Source organism: Pseudomonas sp. Au-Pse12 (genome assembly GCF_021341665.1).
GTDB lineage: Bacteria > Pseudomonadota > Gammaproteobacteria > Pseudomonadales > Pseudomonadaceae > Aquipseudomonas.
Genome location: NZ_JAJTTH010000001.1, coordinates 905949 through 928732 on the forward strand (window position 1 = coordinate 905949; position 22784 = coordinate 928732).

The 22784-nt window shown below is 65.4% G+C and carries 14 protein-coding genes; 7 read left to right on the forward strand and 7 right to left on the reverse strand.

Annotated elements, in window-relative coordinates:
- Window positions 1–57 precede the first annotated feature (57 nt).
- The 3 genes from glgB to LXM55_RS03925 form a co-directional block, all read right to left on the reverse strand.
- Complete coding sequence (gene glgB, locus LXM55_RS03915; protein WP_233318760.1) at window positions 58–2289, reverse strand: 1,4-alpha-glucan branching protein GlgB; 2232 nt, start codon at window positions 2287–2289, stop codon at window positions 58–60.
- Window positions 2286–5630: a maltose alpha-D-glucosyltransferase gene (gene treS, locus LXM55_RS03920; RefSeq protein ID WP_233318762.1), complete on the reverse strand. Its 3345-nt coding sequence runs from the start codon at window positions 5628–5630 to the stop codon at window positions 2286–2288. Before treS ends, glgB begins: the two co-directional genes overlap by 4 nt.
- A gap of 129 nt (window positions 5631–5759) precedes the next feature.
- Entirely contained in the window at window positions 5760–7748 is a 1989-nt protein-coding gene (locus LXM55_RS03925) for an alpha-1,4-glucan--maltose-1-phosphate maltosyltransferase (RefSeq protein WP_233318763.1), read from the reverse strand.
- Window positions 7749–7949: 201 nt separating this feature from the next.
- Here LXM55_RS03925 and LXM55_RS03930 point away from each other — a divergent pair, with 201 nt between their 5' ends.
- From LXM55_RS03930 to LXM55_RS03960, 7 genes are all read left to right on the forward strand, one after another.
- A complete protein-coding gene (locus LXM55_RS03930; protein ID WP_233318765.1) occupies window positions 7950–8117 on the forward strand; it encodes a hypothetical protein in 168 nt (55 codons plus the stop codon).
- A 161-nt stretch (window positions 8118–8278) separates the two neighbouring features.
- The gene (locus LXM55_RS03935) at window positions 8279–8512 is read left to right on the forward strand and encodes a DUF3203 family protein (RefSeq protein ID WP_233318767.1); all 234 of its coding nucleotides are present in this window, start codon (window positions 8279–8281) and stop codon (window positions 8510–8512) included.
- Between the two features lie 208 nt (window positions 8513–8720).
- The gene (gene ccoG / locus LXM55_RS03940) at window positions 8721–10136 is read left to right on the forward strand and encodes a cytochrome c oxidase accessory protein CcoG (protein WP_233318768.1); all 1416 of its coding nucleotides are present in this window, start codon (window positions 8721–8723) and stop codon (window positions 10134–10136) included.
- Window positions 10137–10294: 158 nt separating this feature from the next.
- A complete protein-coding gene (mapR, locus tag LXM55_RS03945) occupies window positions 10295–11704 on the forward strand; it encodes a GntR family transcriptional regulator MpaR (RefSeq protein WP_053151441.1) in 1410 nt (469 codons plus the stop codon).
- Window positions 11705–12258: 554 nt separating this feature from the next.
- Window positions 12259–13314 (forward strand): hypothetical protein, encoded by a 1056-nt coding sequence (locus LXM55_RS03950; protein ID WP_233318770.1) that lies wholly within the window; start codon window positions 12259–12261, stop codon window positions 13312–13314.
- A gap of 14 nt (window positions 13315–13328) precedes the next feature.
- Window positions 13329–14126, forward strand: a complete 798-nt coding sequence (locus LXM55_RS03955; RefSeq protein WP_233318772.1) for a PoNe immunity protein domain-containing protein — start codon at window positions 13329–13331, stop codon at window positions 14124–14126.
- Window positions 14127–14169: 43 nt separating this feature from the next.
- The gene (locus tag LXM55_RS03960; protein ID WP_233318774.1) at window positions 14170–14721 is read left to right on the forward strand and encodes a hypothetical protein; all 552 of its coding nucleotides are present in this window, start codon (window positions 14170–14172) and stop codon (window positions 14719–14721) included.
- A 109-nt stretch (window positions 14722–14830) separates the two neighbouring features.
- Here LXM55_RS03960 and LXM55_RS03965 read toward each other — a convergent pair whose 3' ends face one another.
- The 4 genes from LXM55_RS03965 to LXM55_RS03980 form a co-directional block, all read right to left on the reverse strand.
- Window positions 14831–15577, reverse strand: a complete 747-nt coding sequence (locus tag LXM55_RS03965; RefSeq protein WP_233318776.1) for an SDR family oxidoreductase — start codon at window positions 15575–15577, stop codon at window positions 14831–14833.
- Between the two features lie 197 nt (window positions 15578–15774).
- A complete protein-coding gene (locus LXM55_RS03970; protein ID WP_233318778.1) occupies window positions 15775–17850 on the reverse strand; it encodes a putative bifunctional diguanylate cyclase/phosphodiesterase in 2076 nt (691 codons plus the stop codon).
- A 268-nt stretch (window positions 17851–18118) separates the two neighbouring features.
- On the reverse strand, window positions 18119–19612 hold the full coding sequence (locus tag LXM55_RS03975; protein ID WP_325169829.1) for an efflux transporter outer membrane subunit: 1494 nt from the start codon (window positions 19610–19612) through the stop codon (window positions 18119–18121).
- A complete protein-coding gene (locus LXM55_RS03980; RefSeq protein WP_233318780.1) occupies window positions 19609–22716 on the reverse strand; it encodes an efflux RND transporter permease subunit in 3108 nt (1035 codons plus the stop codon). Before LXM55_RS03980 ends, LXM55_RS03975 begins: the two co-directional genes overlap by 4 nt.
- Window positions 22717–22784 lie beyond the last annotated feature (68 nt).

Consider the following 22784-nt stretch of genomic DNA (forward strand, 5'->3'; position numbering starts at 1 on the left):
CGCCGTGGCCCTGCGGGCCGTTCGCAGCCTGCGGCAGCGGCTACAGGCACCCGTGGGTCAAGGGGCCGGGTGCAGGATCAGCACCGCCAGCGGCGGCAGGTTGAGCACCAGGGACAGGGGCTGGCCGTGGCTGCTCTGTTCTTCGCTGAAGGCCTCGCCAGCGTTGCCGTAGTTGGAGCCGGCATACAGCTGCGAATCGCTGTTGAGCAACTCGCTCCAGCGGCCCGCGACTGGCACGCCCACGCGGTAGCCCTGGCGCGGCACCGGGGTGAAGTTGGCCACCACCAGCAGCGGTTCGCCGTCCTGGCTCCAGCGCAACCAGGCATACACGCTGTTGATCGCGTCGTCGCCAATCAGCCACTGGAAACCCTGGGGCGCGTTGTCCTGGTCATGCAATGCCGGGTGTTGGCGATACAGGCGGTTGAGGTCGGCCACCAGTTGCTGCACGCCGCGGTGCTCGGGGTATTGCAGCAGGTACCAGTCCAGTTGCTGGTCGTGGTTCCACTCGCGCCACTGGCCGAACTCGCAGCCCATGAACAGCAGTTTCTTGCCCGGGTGGGCCCACATGAAGCTCAGGTAGGCCCGCAGGTTGGCGAACTTCTGCCAGCGGTCGCCGGGCATCTTGTCGATCAGCGAATGCTTGCCGTGCACCACTTCGTCATGGGAGATCGGCAGGATGAAACGCTCGGACCAGGCATACACCAGGCCAAAGCTCAGTTCGTTGTGATGGTGCGCGCGGTACACCGGATCCTGCTGGATGTAGTGCAATGAATCGTGCATCCAGCCCATGTTCCATTTATAGGCGAAGCCCAGGCCACCCTGGTCGGTGCGCTGGCTGACGCCGGGCCAGGCGGTGGATTCCTCGGCAATCACCAGGGCGCCCGGCGCTTCCAGGGCCACCACGTCATTGAGGTGGCGCAAGAAGTCGATGGCTTCGAGGTTTTCCCGGCCACCGTGGCGGTTCGGCACCCACTCTCCGGCCTTGCGCGAATAGTCGCGGTAGAGCATCGAGGCCACGGCATCCACCCGCAGGCCGTCGACATGGAAATGCTTGAGCCAGTGCAGCGCCGACGCCAGCATGAAACCGTGCACCTCGGTGCGTCCGAGGTTGTAGATCAGCGTGTCCCAGTCCTGGTGGAAGCCTTCCAGCGGGTTGCCGTATTCATACAGCGCGGTGCCGTCGAACTGTGCCAGGCCGTGGCTGTCGGTGGGAAAGTGCGCCGGCACCCAGTCGAGGATCACCCCGAGGTCCGCCTGGTGGCAGGCGTTGACGAAGGCCGCGAACTCCTGCGGGCTGCCGTAGCGGGCGCTGGGGGCGAACTGCGACAGTGGCTGGTAGCCCCAGGAGCCGCCAAACGGGTGCTCCATGATCGGCATCAACTCGATATGGGTGAAGCCCAGGTCCTTGACGTAGGGAATCAGCCGCTCGGCCAGTTCGGCCCAGCAGTACTGGCGGGCCACCTCTCCCAGGTCATCCACTTCACACTGCCAGGAACCGGCGTGCAGCTCATAGATCGACAGCGGCGCACTCACCTGCTGGCGCTCGCCCCGGGCCAGCATCCACGCCTGGTCCTGCCAGTCGATGCATAGCGGCGCGGCCACCTTGGACGCGGTATCCGGCGGCAACTGGGTGGCCAGGGCCATGGGGTCGGCCTTGAGCGGCAGGGTCCCTTCGGGCCCGAGGATCTCGTACTTGTAGGCTTCGCCGGCCTGCAGGCGCGGAATGAACAGTTCCCAGACCCCGGACGGATGGCGCAGGCGCATCGGATGCCGGCGCCCGTCCCAGATATTGAAGTCGCCCACCACCGAGACCCGCCGGGCATTGGGCGCCCAGACCGCAAAGCGCACGCCGTCGATGCCGTCCACCGTGCTCAGCTGTGCCCCCAGGCAGGCGCTGAGATCGCGATGGTTACCCTCGGCAAACAGGTACAGGTCCAGCTCCCCGAGCAATGGACCGAAGCTGTAGGGGTCTTCGCTGACCTGCTCGCCGCCGGCCCATTGAATGCGCAACAGATAGGGCCGGGCCTCGGCAAAGTGCCCGGCAAACAACCCCGGCACCGCGCTGGCCTGCAGGCTGCCGAGCACCTGCTGCGAGCCGCGCTCCAGCACCTGCACGCTCAGGGCCCCGGGCAGGAAGGCACGGATGAACTGGCCGCCGGCGCCATCGCCGTGGGGGCCAAGCACCGCGAACGGATCCGGGTGTTCGGCCCTGACCAGGGCTTCGCTGGCGGTTGCCGAAGGGAGCAATGCCGGTGGGTTCTTTCCCTGTTCCTTGTTCGAGAAACTCATGACTGCTCTCCACCACTCTCAATGTCGGAAAAGGGTTTCAATTCACGTAACAGCCCCGCCAGACCGTGCAGCGGCACATGCAACCAGGCGGGGCGATTCTCCACTTCATAGGCCAGCTCGTAGGCAGCCTTCTCCAGGCTGAACAGCGCCAGGGCAGCCTCCGCTGCCGCCGGATCCTGCCAGCCATGGGCAAGATTAGCCGTCGCCAGCCGATACGCCTCGACAAACGCCTGCCGGGCCTCGGCCAGATAGCGCGCGACCACTTTGCGACGCCCCGCCGCTGCCGCCGCCCCATCCACCGCAGGCGCCTCCAGGGCCATGGCCGCCGCGTAATCGAAAGAGCGCATCACCCCGCTGACATCCTTGTAGGGGCTGTGCTTGCCTCGCCGTTCGGCCAGCGGCCGGGCCGGCTCGCCCTCGAAGTCGATCAGGTAGGCGTCGCCCTTGATCACCAGCACCTGCCCCAGGTGCAGGTCGCCGTGAACGCGGATGCGCACGCCCCCCAGCAACTGCCTGGCCAACTGCTGGATGTGACCGAGGATCAGCGCTTTGTGCTGCAACAATTTGCCCAGCAATTTCTGCTCGCCAGCCGCCAGCTCGGCCTGATGCTGCTGCAACCGTTGCAACCCCCGTTCCAGCTGGCCGGCCACCTGGCGATTCCAGGCCTCGGTGTCCTCGACGGTGGCGCGCTCGGGGGCGAAATCCGGGTTGTCGCTGGGGGCCGCCAGCAGCAGGTGCATTTGCCCCAGGCGCTGGCCCAGCAGGCCAGCAAAGTCATGCAATTCGCCCAGGGCGTTGTAGTGCTGTTCCTGCTCGGACATGGCCTCGGCCAGCTCGTCGCGGATCGCCCGTTCGAGGTTGTTCCGGGTCCACTCCCAGGCGTCGCCCTGATTGCTCAGGTAGCCCTGCGCGATCATCAGCAGGTGATCTTGCCCTGCGGCATCGCGGCGGACCACCGAGCCCAGCAGCGGCGAGATATGGGCAAAGCCTGCGGCGGTGAGGAAGGCGCCCATTTCCAGCTCCGGATGAATGCCCCCCGCGACCTTGCGGATCAGCTTGAGCACCAGGCTGCCGCCCACCACCACCGAGCTGTTGGATTGCTCCGCCGACAGGTAGCGCACCTCGGCGTCGGCGCCCAGGTCGAGCGCCGCCAGCTGGCGGCTGGCGCTAAACAGGATCTGCCCCTGCGCGCAGTCCAGGCGGGCCGCTCCCTGCAATGCCAGCAGCACGCTGCGCACGAAGCTGTCAAGGGCAAAGGCATCGGTGATCAGCCCGACCTGGCGCCCGCGGCGCACCCGGGCCATGGCCAGTTGCTGGGGCAAGGCACTGTTGATCTGCTCTTCGGCCAGCAGGCCGAACGGCAACTGGTAGCGCTCGCTGCGCCCGCCACTGGTGACTTCGACCTCGCTGAGCAGCACCGGTTGCTGCGGGTCGCCAAAGCGCACGCCGTAGGCGATTCGCACTTGCTCGATGGCGCAGCCCTTGGCGGCGAACCAGCGCCGCTTGGGCAACCAGCTGGGCAGCACTTCGTGCTCCAGGGTGGTGCGCGACGGGGCTTCGAGCAACTCTTCGAGGCGCTTTTTCAGCACCAGGGTGGTGAAGTCCGGCAGGCTCTGGGCCGGCGCCACGTGCCAGCTGGGCATCTGGTTTTCCGCCGCCAGGACGAACCAGTAGAAACCGTAGGGCGCCAGGGTCAGGAGGAAATTCAACTGGCCAATGGGCGGGAAGGCATTACCGCCGAGCATCTCCACCGGCACCATTCCGGCGAACGCCGACAGGTCCAGCTCCGCCGCCTGGGCGCTGCGTGAAACGTTGGCCACGCAGAGAATGATCTCGTGCTTGCCGTCGGGCCCGGTGTACTCGCGGGTGTAGGCCAGGATCCGCCGGTTGCTCGGCGACAGCATCTTCAGCGTGCCGCGCCCGAAGGCCTTGGACTGCTGGCGGGTGGCGAGCATGCGCCGGGTCCAGTTAAGCAGCGAATGCGGGTCGCCGGCCTGGGTCTCGACGTTGACCGAGGGGTAGCCGTAGAGCGGGTCCATGATCGGCGGCAGCACCAGGCTGGCCGGGTCGGCCCGGGAAAAACCGCCGTTGCGGTCGATGGACCACTGCATCGGCGTGCGCACGCCGTCGCGGTCCCCCAGGTAGATGTTGTCGCCCATGCCGATTTCGTCGCCGTAATACAGGGTCGGGGTGCCGGGCATCGACAGCAGCAGGCTGTTGAGCAGCTCGATGCGTCGCCGGTCGCGCTCCATCAGCGGCGCCAGGCGCCGGCGGATGCCCAGGTTGATCCGCGCCCGACGGTCGGCGGCGTAGTAGTTCCACAGGTAGTCGCGCTCCTTGTCGGTGACCATCTCCAGGGTCAGCTCATCGTGGTTGCGCAGGAAGATCGCCCACTGGCAGTTGGCGGGGATTTCCGGGGTCTGGCGCAGGATGTCGGTGATCGGAAAACGGTCTTCCTGGGCCAGGGCCATGTACATGCGCGGCATCAGCGGGAAGTGAAAGGCCATGTGGCACTCGTCGCCGTTGTCGCCCTTCTGGTCGCCGAAATACAGCTGGGTGTCTTCCGGCCACTGGTTGGCTTCGGCCAGGAGCATGCGGTCCGGGTAATGGGCGTCGATCTCGGCACGGATCCGCTTGAGCACATCGTGGGTTTGCGGGAGGTTCTCGTTGTGGGTGCCGTCGCGCTCGATCAGGTAGGGAATGGCGTCCAGGCGCAGGCCGTCGATGCCCATGTCCAGCCAGTAGCGCATCACCGAGAGCACGGCCTTCATGACCTGGGGGTTGTCGAAGTTGAGGTCCGGCTGGTGCGAATAGAAGCGGTGCCAGAAGTATTGGCCGGCGACTGGGTCCCAGGTCCAGTTGGACTTCTCGGTGTCGAGGAAGATGATCCGCGTGCCGGCGTATTTCTGGTCGTCATCGGACCACACGTAGAAGTCCCGCGCCGCCGAGCCGGGCTTGGCCTTGCGCGCCCGCTGGAACCAGGGGTGCTGGTCGGAAGTGTGGTTGATCACCAGCTCGGTGATGACCCGCAAGCCACGCTTGTGGGCCTCGGCGATAAAGCGCCGGGCATCGGCCAGGGTCCCGTAGTCGCTGTGCACGCCACGGTATTCGGCAATGTCATAGCCGTCGTCGCGGCGTGGCGAGGGGTAGAACGGCAGCAGCCAGAGGGTGTTGACCCCCAGGTCCTTGATGTAGTCGAGCTTGGCGATCAGCCCGGGAAAGTCGCCGATTCCGTCGTTGTTGGAGTCGAAAAACGACTTCACATGCACCTGATAGATCACCGCGTCCTTGTACCAGAGCGGGTCCTTGATGAAGGTCGCCGAGCGAGGTTTCTTGGCCATGTCTGACTCCTGAAAAAGTGGATTCGCCGCTGCCGCAACGCGCGCTCCCCGGTCGTCGCCGGCCTACCAGCGAAGGCGTCGGTCGCACTTGCGCAAGGCTCGGGGCCCATTCGCCGCGGCGGCCGGCTCCTACGGGGCGCTGATGCGCCAGATGCCAAAGGGCTGCGCCGGTTCGATACGCATGAACTGGGTCTTGCCGTGCCAGGTCCAGCGGTGGCCGTTCATCAGGTCTTCACCCAGGGTCTGGGCGTCATCGCCCAGGCCCATTTCCCACAGCGGCAATTCGAAATGCGCTTCCTGGGCATTGACCGGATCAAGGCTGACCGCCACCAGCACGAAGTTGTCGCCGCGGCGCTTGCCGAAATACAGGATCTGATCGTTCCAGGCGTTGTACAGCTTGAGCCCCAGGTGGCTGTGCAGCGCCGGGTTCTGCCGGCGGATGCGGTTGAGCTGGGCGATCTCGGCAATGATGTTGCCCGGCGCCGTAAAGTCCCGCGGGCGGATCTGGTATTTCTCCGAATCGAGGTATTCCTCCTTGCCCGGCACCGGCGCCGACTCGCACAGTTCGAACCCGCTATACATGCCCCACAGCCCCGAGCCCATGGTCGCCAGCACGGCGCGGATGAGGAACCCGGGGCGCCCCGAGTCATGCAGGAACTGCGGGTTGATGTCCGGGGTGTTGACGAAGAAGTTGGGCCGGAAGCATTCGCGCCACGGCGACTGGTTGAGCTCGCTGAAATAGCTGGCCAGCTCGCTCTTGGTGTTGCGCCAGGTGAAGTAGGTGTAGCTCTGGGTGTAACCGACCTTGCCCAGGCGCGCCATCATCGCCGGGGTGGTGAAAGCTTCGGCGAGGAAGATCACCTCCGGGTACTGGCCGCGCACATCGCCGATCAGCCATTGCCAGAACGGCAGCGGCTTGGTGTGCGGGTTGTCCACGCGAAAGGTCTTGACCCCCTCCTCGACCCAGCCGATGACGATGTCCCGCAGCTCCAGCCACAGGCTGGGAATGGCTTCGGCGGCATAGAAGTCGACATTGACGATGTCCTGGTACTTCTTCGGCGGGTTCTCGGCGTATTTGATGGTGCCGTCCGGGCGCCAGTTGAACCAGCCCGGGTGCTGCTTGAGCCAGGGGTGGTCCTGGGAGCACTGGATGGCGAAATCCAGGGCAATCTCCAGGCCGTGGTCGGCGGCGGCCGCGACCAGTCGGCGAAAATCCTCCAGGCTGCCCAGCTGCGGGTGAATGGCCTCGTGGCCACCCTCCTCGCTGCCGATTGCATAGGGGCTGCCGGGGTCGTCCGGGCCCGCCGTCAAGGCGTTGTTGCGGCCCTTGCGGTGGCGGCGGCCGATGGGATGGATCGGCGGGAAATACAGCACGTCAAAGCCCATGTCATGGATCATCGACAGTCGCGAGTGGACGTCGTTGAAGGTGCCGTGGCGGGCCGGATCTTCGGTGATCGAGCGCGGAAACAGCTCGTACCAGCTGGCGAACTGCGCCTGGACCCGCTCCACATCCAGCGGGTATTCGGGGCTCAGGCTCAAATAGGGCCGATGATCGGCCTCGGCCATCAACTGCGTGCTGGCCTGGCTGAGAAACAGCGCCACCTGCTCGGCCTCCAGCAACCCGCACAGCTGGCCGTGCAAGGCCAGCAGTTGCTCGCGCAGCGGCCCTTCGCCGCGCTCGGCGGCCTGCTGTACATGGTTGCGCCCCTCCTGCAGCTCCAGGCTGACCGGCACCCCGGCCAGGTGCTTTTTCTCCAGTTCGTGGCAGAAGCTGGCGAATTGATCGATCCAGGCTTCGATGCAGAAACGGTAATGGCCGACCTCGGGCACCGTGAAATGCCCCTGCCAGCTGTCGTTGCCCTGGTCTTCCAGGGCCTGGCTGGCCCACGTGTCCTGCTGCTCGTTGCGCCAACGCACGCGCACCGCCAGCTTGTCGTGGCCGTCGGCAAACACCTTGCACGCCACTGCCACCTCCTGGCCGGCCACCGCCTTGACCGCGAACTGCCCGCCGTCGAGCACCGGGCGGATGTTCTCGATGGCAATGCGCGGCAGCAGCAGCGCCTGGGACAACGGCAGGTGCGCCTGGTATTGCTGTTCGGTCGGTTTTTCTACAGTCATCGAGCCTCACCCCTTGCACACGTCTTCGACGCTCTGGTGGCAGGGCCGCGGCCCCGGTGAATCAATGCACTTAGGTTCCGAGCCACAGCCTGCGGCGAAAGTTCACCGCGATTGGTCGGCCAATCGATAGGAATCAAAGCCGCGTGGTGGCGGTCCACCGAAGGAGCCCTTGCATCTGCAAGCACAAAGGAGGCCAGCACCATGAATATCCCGATCCCGGCAGCCCCCCCCGACCCCAACATCGACCAACCGACCCTGCCGCCCAGCGAACCGCCGCCCGTTCCGGAGCAGGAGCCGCCGGAAAGTACCCCGCCGCCCAAGGGCGACCCGCCCAGCACCCAGCCTCCCGTGGTGGTCAAGCATAGATAACCTGCTCCGCTGACACCCGCCGGCGAAAGCGCCCGACAGATCGCCCCTCATGCCGGCGTGTTCGCTGGCAGGCCTGCAACGACTGCCGTTGATCGCCGCCGCCGAACCCTGGCCGGCCCCTGCCCCCTAACCTGTATGCCCATTGCCAAGAGGTACGCACCATGAGCCTGCGCATCGACAACCGGATCTGTTATTTCGACACCCAGACCCTGCACCAACGCCTGCCCGCCAACGCCCTGACCATCGTTACCGACAGCGCCAAGTCGATGTCGGCGGTGGATCTGGACGGTCAGCGGGTGTACATCACCGAAGCAGAAGCCGACGCATTGACCGTAGCAGGCGCCACCGACGGCCGGCGCCATCTGAAGGCCAGCGAAGGTGATTCGGTCATTTGACTGATCTGGATCAGGGCCCGCCCTACGGCCCTGTGCCAGCACGGCTTGCAGCCCTCCCTGGTGGCGCCGGAGGGGGTACGGCAAGTTGTCGCAGGGCAGCCGTAAAGAGCCATCTGATCCGGTTTTTTATCAAATACCTGAGTCTGTTATGCAAACAGATCCGTGGTCATAGTTGCCCGGCCTGATGGAGGCTGATGAGCGAACGACCATGAGCGAAAGAATCCCCGTCCGATTAGTAGAAACCTTCGAACCTTCACGCCCTACACAGATGAAGACGAAGAGCACCGACAAACACGTCTACACCCGCAGTTTCACCGGCCTGTTCCGCACCCTGCGCATGAGCGGCGCAGGTTTCCTGTTCCTGCTGTTCTTCGGCACCGTATGGCTCAACTGGGGGGGCCGCCAGGCCGTGCTCTGGGACCTGGCCGAGAGCAAGTTCCACATCTTCGGCGCGACCTTCTGGCCCCAGGACTTCATCCTCCTGTCGGCCCTGCTGATCATCTGCGCCTTCGGCCTGTTTGCCATCACCGTGTTCGCCGGCCGGGTCTGGTGCGGCTACACCTGCCCGCAAAGCTCGTGGACCTGGTTGTTCATGTGGTGCGAAAAAGTCACCGAGGGCGAGCGCAACCAGCGGATCAAGCTGCAAGCCGCGCCCTGGGGCCTGAACAAGCTGGCGCGCCGGGCGATGAAGCACACCCTGTGGCTGGGCATCAGCCTGCTCACCGGCCTGACCTTCGTCGGCTACTTCACCCCGATCCGCCCCCTGGCCCACGAACTGCTGACCCTGCAGATCGGCGGCCTGAGCCTGTTCTGGGTGCTGTTCTTCGCCGCGGCCACCTACATCAACGCCGGCTGGCTGCGCGAAGCGGTGTGCATGCACATGTGCCCGTATGCACGCTTCCAGAGCGTGATGTTCGACAAGGACACCCTGACCATTTCCTACAACCCGGTGCGTGGCGAAAGCCGTGGCCCGCGCAAGCGCGATGTGAAGCCCGCCGATGTCGGCCTGGGCGATTGCATCGACTGCCAGGTGTGCGTGCAGGTCTGCCCGACCGGCATCGACATCCGCGATGGCCTGCAGATGGAATGCATCGGCTGCGCCGCCTGCATCGACGCCTGCGACTCGATCATGGACAAGATGGGCTACCCTCGCGGCCTGATCGCCTACACCTCCGAACATGAGCTGCAAGGCGGCAAGACCCACCTGCTGCGGCCACGCCTGGTGGGCTACAGCCTGGTGCTGCTGGTGATGATCGGCGCCCTGGCGCTGGCCCTGGTGCAACGGCCGATGGTGTCGCTGGACGTGAGCAAGGACCGTGGCCTGTTCCGCGAAAACGCCCTGGGCCAGATCGAAAACATCTACAGCCTGAAAATCATCAACAAGACCCAGGAACGTCAGCAGTACCAGTTGGCGCTGGTGGATGGCGATGGCTTCGAGCTGCAAGGCAAGACCGAACTGAGCCTGGCTCCGGGTGAAATCACCGACCTGCCCGTGTCGGTGGCAATGACCCAGGATCGTGCGCAAAGCAGCTCCCAGGCCATCAGTTTCAAGGTCAGCGACAGCGATGACCCGAGCGTCTACGCCGTGGCCAAGAGTCGTTTTGTCGCGCCGATGAACCGCTGAGCCTCTAGAATGCCGTGGCGAGGGGGCCGACTGCCGCTCCCAGTGCCACCCACACCGGGCAACCGTGACCGCCATGGCCAGCGCCATGGCGGTCGCCGCCACTCCCTCGCCACCGCAGATATGTCGACCCGATGACCAGACTGGATCCTCAACCGCAGATGAAACGCTACGAAAAATTCGCCGACGACATCGCCGAACTGATCCGTTCCGGGGTCCTGGGCCCGGGCCAGCGTGTGCCTTCGGTGCGCTACGCCAGCCAGACCTACGGGGTCAGCCCGTCGACGGTGTTCCAGGCCTATTACCTGCTGGAGCGCCGCGGCCTGATCCGCGCCCGCCCGCGTTCCGGCTACTTCGTCAATGCCCACGCGCCGAGCCCGTTCTCTGAGCCGGTGATCAGCAGCGAAGTCAATGAATCCACCGAAGTCGATGTCAGTGAGCTGGTGTTCTCGGTGCTCGACTCGATCAAGGACCCGAGCACCGTGCCCTTCGGCTCGGCGTTCCCCAGCCCGACCCTGTTCCCCCTGCAACGCCTGTCGCGCTCGCTGGCCAGCGCCAGCCGGGAAATGGACCCGCGCGTGGTGGTCACCGACATGTCGCCGGGCAACCCGCAACTGCGCCGGCAGATCGCCCTGCGCTACATGGTGGCCGGGCTGATGCTGCCGATGGAGGAGCTGCTGATCACCAACGGCGCCCTGGAGGCGCTGAACCTGTGCCTGCAAGCGGTGACCGAACCCGGCGACCTGGTGGCCATCGAGGCCCCGGCCTTCTACGCCAGCCTGCAGGTGCTGGAGCGGCTCAAGCTCAAGGCGGTGGAAATCCCCGTGCACCCGCGTGACGGCATCGACCTCGGGGTGCTGGCGCAGACCCTGGAGCGCCACCCGATCAAGGCCTGCTGGTGCATGACCAACTTCCAGAACCCGATGGGCGCGAGCATGCCCGAGGCGAAGAAACAGGAGCTGGTGGAGCTGCTGCGCCAGCACCAGGTGCCGCTGATCGAAGACGACGTCTACGCCGAGCTGTACTACGGCCAGCAAGCGCCGAAACCGGCCAAGGCCTTCGACACCGAAGGCCTGGTGATGCACTGCGGCTCCTTCGCCAAGAGCCTGGCTCCGGGCTACCGCATCGGCTGGGTGGCGGCCGGGCGTTATGCGCAGAAGATCGAACGGCTGAAACTGATGACCTCGCTGTGCGCCTCGATGCCGGCCCAGGCGGCGATTGCCGACTACCTGCAGCACGGCGGCTACGACCGCCACCTGCGCAAACTGCGCTACGCCCTGGAAGAACAGCAGAGCGCCATGCTGGCGGCGATCGCCCGCTACTTCCCGGCGCAGACCCGGGTCAGCCAGCCGGCGGGCGGCTACTTCCTGTGGCTGGAACTGCCACCGCAGATGGACTCGCTGAAACTGTTCCAGATGGCCCTGGCCCAGGGCATCAGCATCGCCCCGGGGCCGATCTTTTCCCCGACCCAGCGCTTTCGCAACTGCATCCGCCTGAACTACGGCAGCCCGTGGAACGAAGCCGCGGAACAGGCCATGGAAACCCTGGGGCGGATCATTCGCTCCTTCTGAACACAACCGCCCCCGCATTTGTAGGAGCTTGCCGGCGAAAAGGCCCGTAAGACACGCGAACGCTTACGCTGGCAAGCCAGCTCCTGCGGTGCGGTGCGGTGCGGTCCATCCCGCACCAGCTCCAGGCCGGCCGACAGGCCGCCGTCAGATGTTGATCTTGCTCTGGCTTTTGATCTTCCTGCCCCCTTAGACACGATGGCCGAACGCAGGCATTGAGCCGTGGGTAACCCGGCATGGATGCCGGGTTAGCCGCCATCCGGCCAGGGACGGCCGGTGGCGGCGGCCCACGGATCAATGCCGGAGAGAGGGCATGCCGAACCTAGGCGAGGCACCGAGTGAAGGGGCAGGAGCCCTTTGCTTACTTTGGGCTGGGCCGGCATTCCGGCTTTTCCAAAGTGAGTCGCCGTAAGGGCGAAACCGTAAGTGGCCGTTACCGCAACAACGGATATGTACCCCGTCCCACTCACCCCCCTGAAAGAACCAAAACTCCCTTGCCCCACCCCCTCATTTCCTTCAGCATCCGCACTCCAATTTTCCAGGGAAAGGAACACGTCATGGTCGAAGACCTGTATTACGACGACTACCCAGAGGCCAAGGCCGAACTGCTCAAGGCCATCGAACGCCACCGCCTGCCCCTGCTGACCCAGGAACTCAACGCCTACGACTGCATCCAGGCGATCTTCGAACTGGACGCGATCAACAACCCCAAGGACGAGGAAGACGCCTTCTTCGACCTGGCCCTGGCCCTGATCGGCTGGATCCCCGGCCCGGGACAAGGCCTGAAGACCCTTCTGCGCCTGATCAACCGCGCCCCCCAGCGCCACGCCGAAAAGCTCTTCGACATGATCCGCTACGCCCTGATGGCCTGCCGCCTGAAAACCAGCCCCGAACAGCTGCTGGAAAAGTGCCTGGACCCCGTGCGCCTGGCCGCAGAACTGCCCGAGATCATCCGCGGCGTGAGTGCCTCCAGCACCTTCAACGGCCTGACGCCCCAGCAGCAGCGCCTGGTGCTGCACAACCTCAACGAAGCCTGCGAACACACCGAATTCCTCATGGCCTCGGTGCAAGAGCGCATCGCCCCGTGGATCGCCGAGCAGCGCAACAACTCGGCCGCCGCCCACAGCCGCGGCCCGGCCCTGGTGCCCAAGCCGCAGTCTTCCCTGGAGCCGCGCGCAACCACCCTCACCCCCGCGCCGCAGCCGGCAAGCCAGGACGCCGCGAGCCTTGCCCAGGACATCAACCAGGGCCTGGAACACCTCACCGGCGAAGGTCACTGGCTGGAGCTGAACCTGCACTACCCCAACCTGGAACCAGTGTCCGGCGCCGCCTACCGAGCGGTGTTCAGTGACGGCTCGCAAGCCGAGGGCAGCCTCGACAAAGAGGGTTTTGCCCGCCTGGAAGGCATCCCCGAGGGCCCGGTGAAGATCTACTACGGCGAAGACCCGCGGCCCTACCTGCGCCTGCCGATCGTTGCCCTGCCCGCCGATGCGCAGCAACTGGAAGACGAGCTGGAGCAGCTTGACCTGGAGCCCGCCGAAGTGGACCTGGCGACCCTGCTGCTGGAAGCCTCGCAGCGCAAGGCGCCCTTCACCCTGATTCCCGTGTACTGAGACAAGGCACCGACATGAACCGCAGACAAGTGTTTCTCAGCCACAAGCAGTACCACAGCTACCTGGAAAGCCTGGCCGGCGAAGAGACCCACTGGCAGACCCACTCGATGATGGCCGACAGCCCCGAGCAGGAAGCCTCCCTCAAGGCCTCCACGGTGCGAAGCGCGCGCCTGCACCATTTGATCCTGGGCTACACCGGCGGTGCTCCCATGGAGCAACTGGCCCGGGAACTGGACGGGGTGATCGAAGGCTACGAAGACTACCAGCGCAAGATGGGGGTTTATGAGGAACGGCCGGATATCGCGCCGCTGAACATCGAAGACTACCCCGACGAGTACGAGGAATATGTCCAGGTCATCAGCCTGTGCATCCTGCTGCAGCGCAGCGACCTGCTGCCCCGCATGGCACTGCTGCAGGATCGCGCCGGCTTTAACGGCCAGGACACCCTGATCGAGGATCTGCTCAAGGCCTACCTGCCGAACCGTGAAAACGTTGATGAGTGGTTCCACCCCGTCTACACGCCCCTGATCTGGGCGATCTACAGCGAAGACCCGGACGAGCCTCGGGAGCTGCTGGTGGAGTACTGCAACCAGTGGTACGAAGCGTTCGAACAGGCCCCCTGGCACGACTCCCACCAGAACGGTGACGAAGGTTCCTACTTCGGCTACTGGGCCTTTGAAGCCGCGGCGGCGGCCTACCTGTATGGCCTGGACGACAGCGCGGTCAAGCACATGATCTTCCCCCGGGACCTGCTCGACTACGCCCGGCGCTTCACCCCGCCGCCGATACCCGAGCTGGCCGCGCAGGACTGATGCGCACGCTTTGCCTCCCCCTCACTCGAACGATGAAGTCGCCATGAAATCCTGGATCAAGACTCTACTGGTCACGCTGCTCGCGACCGCCTTGTGCCTGCTGTTTGCCCGCGTTGTCCTGCCCCCGTTGCTGATGTACCTGATACCGCCCAGCTGGGAAAGCGGCCCCTGGTACTGGGTCAATCTGCTGCTGGCCGGCTTCCTCGCCGGGCTGCTGGTGGCGCCCCTGCTGCGCACCCGGCGTTACTACCCGGTGCCTCTACTGCTGTTGTTGACCACCCTGGTGGTGGTCGGCAGTTGGGCGCAGAACCGCTGCAACGACGCCCAGCTGCAGGCCATCGAACAGCTGGAAAGGCGCAGCGCGAGCCATTCGAACCTGGGGTTCTCCGATGAGCAACCCGCGCCTTCGGCGCCAGTGGACCTGAGCGCCACACCAGGCGTCTGGGCGCATGAACAAGGCTACGGATATGGCTACAGCTGCACCCGCCCGGGGGAAACCCTGGGGTACCTGGTGCCGTTGTTGATGAGCTTTTGGGTGAGCGTGCTGGGGCTGTTGCTGGCGTTGCTGATCGGCCCCGGCCGCCGCGCCAGCTGAAGGAAACCGCAGGAGCGGGCGTGCCAGCGACGGCCTCTGCAAGGTCGGCACAAGGCTCAAGGGCCTCTTCGCCGGCCAGCTGGCTCCTGCGGGGAAGCGCGCTCGGGGCTCAGCGGCCGCCGCCCAGGTCGACGAAGGTGCCGGTGGCGTAGGAAGCCTTGTCCGAGAGCAGCCAGACTATCGCTTCGGCCACTTCGTCGGGGCGTCCACCTCGGCCCATGGGGATCGCCGATTCCAGTTTGCTGACGCGATCAGCATCGCCGCTCAGGGCGTGGAAGTCGGTGTAGATGTAGCCCGGACGCACCGCGTTGACGCGGATGCCCTCGCCCGCCACTTCCTTGGACAGGCCGATGGTGAAGGTGTCCAGGGCGCCCTTGGAGGCGGCGTAGTCGACGTATTCGCCCGGAGAACCCAGGCGCGCGGCCACCGACGAGACGTTGACGATGCTGCCGCCCTGCCCGCCATGGCGCGGCGACATGCGCAGCACCGCGTGCTTGGCGCAGAGGATCGGCCCCATGACATTGGTCTTCATGATTTTCTGGATACGGAATTCGGACATTTCATCGAGCCGCGACTTGTGCCCCACGGTCCCGGCGTTGTTGACCAGGGCCGTGACCCGCCCCAGCTCGTTGTCGACCCGGTGGAACAGGCCGATGACTTCATCTTCGATGCTGACGTCGGCGCGCACCGCAATGGCCTGCACGCCGAAGGCGCGGACCTGCTCCAGCACCTGCAGGGCGGACTGTTCGTCGGCCTGGTAGTTGATGCACACCTTGAACCCCTGCTGCGCGGCCAACAACGCCGTGGCTGCGCCAATACCTCGCCCGCCACCGGTGATGACGATGACTTTATCCATGCTGCCGACTCCCTCACTGAACATTTCAACGCGAGCCATTAAACACCGCGCGGGCAGCGATGAAAACCGCAGCCATGCCTGTCGTGAGGCGCCTTCGGTGGCGAGTGCGGCGCGGCAACGGCCGGCAGCGCGATGCTGGCGACAACATCGCCGCGAACTGCCGCCAGATCGCGACAGTCGCGCTCAGGGCGGCAGGCTCAGGTGTTTTCTTCGGCCCGCAGGATGTCCTGCATGAAGCGCTCGGGAGGCAGTGGCTGGCCGAGGAAATAGCCCTGCAACGAATCACAGCCCAGCTGGGTCAGGAAGCTCTGTTGCACCCCGGTTTCCACGCCCTCGGCGACGATCCGCAAGCCCAGGGCCTGGCCCAGGGCGACGATCGCGGAAACGATGGCCGCATCGTCGCTGTCGTGTTCCAGGTCACGGACGAAACCACGGTCGATCTTCAGTTCGTTGGCCGGCAGGCGCTTGAGGTACATCAGGCTGGAATAGCCGGTGCCGAAATCGTCGATGGACAGGTCCACCCCCATGTCCGCCAGCTGCTGCAGGACGATCATGCTGACATCGGCATCGCTCATCGCCGTGGTCTCGGTGATCTCCAGGGTCAGGTTGTTGGCCGGCAACTGGTAGCGCTCCAGCGCGTTGGCCACGCTCTTGACCAGCCCGACATGGCAGAACTGCAGGGCCGAGAGGTTCACCGCGATACGCCAGCCGGTGTAGCCCTGGACGTACCACTCGCGCATCTGCCGGCAGGCTTCGTGCAGCACCCAGTCGCCGATGGCGATGATCAGCCCGCTCTTCTCCGCCAGCTCGATGAACTTGTCCGGCAGCAGCAGGCCGTGCTGCGGGTGTTCCCAGCGCAACAGCGCCTCGGCGCCCACCGGGCGGCCATTGCTGGCGTCGAACTTGGGCTGGTAGTGCAGGCGGAATTGATGATGCTCCAGGGCATTGCGCAGGTCCTGAAGCAACTGCAACTGGCGCCGCGCGTTGCTGTTCATCGAGGCGTCGAAAAAGCTGTAGCCGTTCTTGCCGGTGGCCTTGGCGTGGTACATCGCCGCGTCGGCGTTCATCAGCAGTTCCTGGGCGGTCAGGCCATTGCCGGGGTACACCGCGATGCCGATGCTGGCGGAAATCTGCAGGTCATGTTCGGCCACCCGGAACGAACGGGACACCAGGCCCACCTGGCGTGCGGCCAGGCGCAGGGCATCGTCCGGCTCGCCGAGCTGCACCAGCAGCACGAACTCGTCGCCACCGATCCGCGCCAGGGTGTCCTCGCTGCGCAAGTCCTCGCGCAGGCGCTGGGCCACTTCGCGCAGCAACTGGTCGCCCATGTGGTGGCCAAACGCATCGTTGACCGGCTTGAAGCCATCCAGGTCGATGAACATCAAGGCAAAACAGCCCCCGTGCGCAGTCACCCGGTGCATCGCCTGATCGATGCGATCGGCCAGCAGAATGCGGTTCGGCAGCCCGGTCAGGGTGTCGTGCAGGGCCAGCTGGGTCAGCTCCCGGTTGGCCTCGGTCAAGGATTGCGCGAGCACCGCGGTACGGGCTTCCAGCCGTGCGTCCAGCACCGAGGTGAGCAAGGCGATGATCAGCACCGCCAGGGTGGTGATCAGCACCAGGTTGTCCAGGCCCTTGCCGCTCAGGCCGTTGCCCAGGGCGCCACAGAAACTGCCATCGGCGAAACGCGCGGCGGCCATGCCGGTGTAGTGCATGCCGACGATGGCAAAGCCCATGACAATCGCCGCGCCGGTACGCGCCAGGCGCACGTAGGGGGTGTTCTGGCGCAGGCGGAAAGCGATCCACAGCGCCGCCAGGGACGCGCCGAAGGCAATCAGCAGCGAGGCGCCGAACAGGCTCGGGTCGTAGTTGATGCCCGGCTGCATGCGCATCGCGGCCATGCCGGTGTAGTGCATGCCGCTGATGCCCGAGCCCATGATCAGGGCGCCGAACAGCAGCTGCCACCAAGGCAGGCGTGGCTGGCTCACCAGCCACAGGGCGAAGCCGCAGGACAGGATCGAGATCAGCAGCGACAAGGCGGTGAGCGGTATGTCGTAGCCCAGGTCGATGGGCAAGCTGAAGGCCAGCATGCCGATAAAGTGCATGGACCAGACACCGACGCCCATGGCCAGGGCTCCGCCGATCATCCACAGGTACGCCGCACGGCCCTGGGTGGTGGCAATGCGCCCGGTCAGATCAAGGGCGGTATAGGAAGCGAGGATCGCCACGAAAATGGAGATCAGGACCAATGCGGAGGAATAACTACCGATGAGCATGAGGCGTCTCTTGGCCGTTGCGCCGACCGACCTGCGCGGCGAGCGAAAGCGCAGATTGTACTGATTGCGTGAAAGAACGCATCTACAAAGTGAGCAAAAAGCCATTAGCCAGACAGAACGTCCTATGCGGCTGTCCCATGCCCCTACAAGCCTTGTGGGCATGGGCTTTGCGGGCCTTGCGGGGCACCCGCCAAAGGCCCCCGATGGGCGCCGATTCCCCCCTTTTGAGACGCCCTTGCCGCCACGCGACAGCCGGGCGCCCAGGGGCCTATTTTGGCTCGCTGGCCTGCAGCTGGCCGTCCCAGCCACCGCCCATGGCGGCGATCAGTTGCACGCTGGCGATCAACCGGCTCTGCAGCAGGCTGAGCACACTGCGTTCGTTGCTCAGGGCCGTGGTCTGGCTGGTGACCACATCCAGGTAGCCGATCAGCCCGGCCTTGTACTGGTTCTCGGTCAGGCGCAGGGCTTCACGGGCCGAGTCCAGGGCTTGCTGACGAACCCCCGCCTCGTCCTCCAGGACCTTGAGCTGGACCATGTAGTTTTCCACTTCGCGAAAACCGTCGAGCACGGTCTGCCGGTACTTGGCCACGGTCTGGTCATACACCGCCTCGGTGCGATCCACTTCCGCCGAACGCTGGCCGCCGTCGAACAGGGTCATGGCCAGCTTGGGCCCCACCGACCAGAAGCGGTTCGGCAGGCTGATCCAGTCGGCGTAGGTGCTGCTGCTGTAGCCGCCGGCCAGGCTCAGGGTCAGGTCCGGGTAGTAGGCCGCCTTGGCCACGCCGATCTTGGCGTTGGCGGCCATGACCGAGCGCTCCGCCGAGGCGATGTCCGGGCGCCGCTCCAGCAGCTGCGACGGCACGCCCAGGGGCACGGGGGGCAGCACCGGGATGCTCTCGCTTTGGGCCAGGTTGAACTCTGCCGGTGGCACGCCGATCAGCACCGCGATGGCGTTTTCGAACTGCGCCCGCTGCCAGATCAGGTCGATCAGGTCGGCCTGGGTGCTTTTCAGCTGGGTCTGCGCCTGGGCCACCGCGTCCTTGCCGGACACCCCGGCCTGATACTGGTTCTGGGTCATGGTCAGCGAGCGCTGGTAGGCCGCCACCGTGGCTTCCAGCAGGCGCTTCTGCTCGTCGATCACCCGCAGTTGCAGGTAGTTCTGCACCAGCTCCGACTGCTGGCTCAGGCGCATGGCCGCCAGGTCGGCGAAGCTCGCCTCGGCGCTGGCGGTATTGGCCTCCAGGTCACGCCGCAGCTTGCCCCACACGTCCGCTTCCCAGCTCACCCCCAACTGCGTGTTGTAGGTGTCGCGAATGCCACTGCTGGAGCTGCTCAGCCCCGAACTGCTGCTGCCGGTGCCCTGGCTGGCGCGGGTCTTGCCGGCGCTGAGGTCGACGCTGGGAAAGAACGAACCGCGGGAGCTGCGCACCAGGGCCCGGGCCTGACGGAACTGTGCCTCGGCCTGGGCCACGCTCTGGTTGGAACTGTTGAGTTTCTCGATCAGGCCGTTGAGCTGGGCATCGCCATACAGCTCCCACCAGGCGCCACGGGCGAGAGCGTCGCTGGGGTTGGCCTGGCGCCAGCCTTCGGCCTCCTTGTACTGCACCGGCTCGGCCACCGGCGGGCGCTGGTAGTCGGGACCGATGGCGCAGGCACTGAGCAGCGCCACGCACAGGCCCAGGCTCAAGGCCCGCGAGCCCCGGGCCATGGCCAGGCGCTGGGCGGACAGCAGAGTAACGGGACGGGACGATTGGTCGGTCATAGCGGCGTTTCCAGAGCAGCATCGGTACGGACCCCACGCCAGTGGTTGAACGTGTGGCGCAGGCGATCGAGATAGAGGTAGACCACCGGGGTGGTGTAAAGGGTCAGCACCTGGCTGAAAACCAGGCCGCCAATGATGGTCAGGCCCAGCGGCTGGCGCATTTCCGAACCTTCGGCGCCCCCCAGCAGCAACGGCACGGCGCCGAGGATCGCCGCCAGGGTGGTCATGAGGATTGGCCGCAGGCGCTGCAGGCAGGCACTGCGGATCGACTGCAACGGGTCCAGGCCCTGCTGGCGCTCCAGTTGCAGCGCCAGGTCGATCATCAGGATCGCGTTCTTCTTCACCACGCCGATCAGCAGGAACAGCCCCAGCAGCGAGATCAGGCTGAACTCGCCGCCCAGCGCATAGATCGAGAGCAAGGCGCCGACCCCGGCCGAGGGCAGGGTCGAGAGAATGGTCAGCGGGTGAATGTAGCTTTCATAAAGCACCCCGAGCACCAGGTACACCGCCAGCAGCGCGCCGAGAATCATGAACGGCTGGCTCTTCTGGGTGGCGGCGAAGGCGTCGGCGGTGCCGGCCATCTTGACGATCACGTCCTCGGGCATGCCCAGCTTGGCAATCGCCCGCTCGATGGCGGCGGTGCCCTGCTCCACGGTCACGCCTTCGGCCATGTCGAAGGAAATGCTTTCCGAGGCGAACTGCCCCTCGTGGCTGACCCGGTCGTCTTCCAGGCTATTTTCATAATGGGCGATGGTCGACAGCGGAATCCGCGCCCCGGTGCTGGTGATCACCTGCACCTGATTCAGGGTGATCGGGTCCTGGGCGTATTTCGGGTTGACCTCCATCACCACCTGGTACTGGTTGAGGCTGTCGTAGATGGTGGAGATCTGCCGCTGGCTGTAGGCGTTGTTGAGCACCGCGGTGACCATGTCCATGTCCACCCCCAGGCGCTTGGCCTGGTCGCGGTCGACCACCAGGGTCACCTGCTGGGCGCCGCGGCCTTCGCGGGCGTCGATGGCGGTCAGCTCGGGCAAGGCGCGCAGCGCGGTGACCACTTTCGGGTACCACTGGCGCAACTCGCCCAGATCGCCGCTTTGCAGGATGTAGGAATACTGCGAAGTGGTCTGCTCGCGGCCGCCGCCGAACTGCAGGTCCTGGTCGGCCATCAGCATCAGTTGCGCACCGGGCACCTTGGGCATTTCCTTGCGCAGGCGCTCGATCACTTTCTGCGCCGATATATCGCGTTCCTTGATCGGTTTGAGGCGCACCAGCATGAAGGCGTTGTTGGTGCCGTTGTTGCCACCGATGAAGCCGGCCACGCTTTCCACCGCGGCGTCCTTGAGCACGGCGCGGCGGAAGATCTCCATCTTCGGCTGCATCACGCTGAAGGACAGGCCGTCGTCGCCCCGGACAAAACCGATCAGTTGGCCGGTGTCCTGCTGCGGCAGGAAGGTCTTGGGCACCACCACGTACAAGGCCACGTTGACACCGATGGTCAGCAGCAGGCTGAACAGGGTCAGGCGCTTGTGCCGCAGCACCCAGTCCAGGCTGGTGGCGTACTTGCCCATCATCCAGTCGTTGCTGCGCTGGCTGAAACGTTGCAGGGCATTTTCCCGGCCCGGGACGTGCGGCTTGAGCCAGCGCGCGCAGAGCATCGGGGTCAGGGTCAGGGACACCACCAGGGACACCACGATGGCCACCGCCAGGGTGATGGAAAATTCGCGGAACAGGCTTTCGATGATCCCGCCCATGAACAGGATCGACAGAAACACCGCCACCAGCGAGACGTTCATCGACAGCAGGGTGAAGCCCACTTCCTTGGCCCCCAGGTACGCCGCTTTCATTGGCGCGATGCCTTCGTCGATGTGCCGGGAAATGTTTTCCAGGACCACGATGGCGTCGTCCACCACCAGCCCAGTGGCGAGGATCAGCGCCATCAGCGACAGGTTGTTCAGGGAGAAGCCATAGAGGTACATGATGGCGAAGGTGCCCACCAGCGACACCGGCACCGCCAGGGTCGGGATCAGCGAGGCGCGGAAGTTGCCGAGGAACAGGTACACCACCAGGATCACCAGGGCCACGGCGATCAGCAGGGTCATCTCGGCCTCGTGCAGGGTGGCCTTGATCACCGGCGAGCGGTCCATGGCCAGGTTGAGCTTGACGCTGGCCGGCAGCACCGCCTGCAACGCCGGCAACTGGGCCTTGATCTCGTTCACCGTCTCGATGATGTTGGCCCCGGCCTGGCGGTTGATCACCAGCAGCACCGCCGCATCGTCGTTGAAGAAGCCGCTGTTGTAGCGGTCCTCGACGCCATCGCTGACCTTGGCCACGTCTTTCAGGCGCAAGGCTGCGCCGTCCTTGTAGTGAATGATCAACGGCTCGTAATCACGGGCCTTCTCCAGCTGGTCGTTGGCCTGGATCTGCCACAGCCGCTGGTCATCCTCCACCGAGCCCTTGGGCCGGCGCTGGTTGGCATTGGCAATGGCGTTGCGCACGTCATCCAGGGCCACGCCGTACTGGTTGAGCAACTGCGGCTCCAGCTCGATGCGCACCGCCGGCAAGGAGCTGCCGCCGACCTGCACCTCGCCCACGCCCTGCACCTGGGACAGGCTCTGGGACAGGATGGTCGAGGCCAGGTCGTACAACTGGCCCTTTTCCAGCACATCGGAGGTCAGCGACAGCACCATGATCGGCGCCTGGGACGGGTTGACCTTCTTGTAGGTGGGCATGCTGCGCATGCCGCTGGGCAGCAGGTTGCGCGAGGCGTTGATGGCCGCCTGCACCTCCCGGGCCGCGCCGTTGATGTCGCGGTCCAAGTCGAACTGCAGGATCACCCGGGTCGAGCCCTGGCTGGAGCGGCTGCTCATGGTGTTGACCCCGGCGATCGCGCCGAAGGAGCGCTCCAGCGGCGTGGCCACGGTGGACGCCATGACCTCGGGGCTGGCCCCGGGCAGGCTGGCCTGGACCACGATCACCGGGAAATCCATCTGCGGCAGCGGCGCCACCGGCAGCAGGCCGAAGCTCACGCCGCCCAGCAGCATGATCGCCAACGACAGCAGCATGGTCGCCACCGGGCGTTTGATGAAAGGACCGGACAGGTTCATGGGCGACCGCTCCAAGCTGCAAGCGGCAAGCGGCAAGAGAAAAGCGGGATCGGTGCACGCTCTTGCTT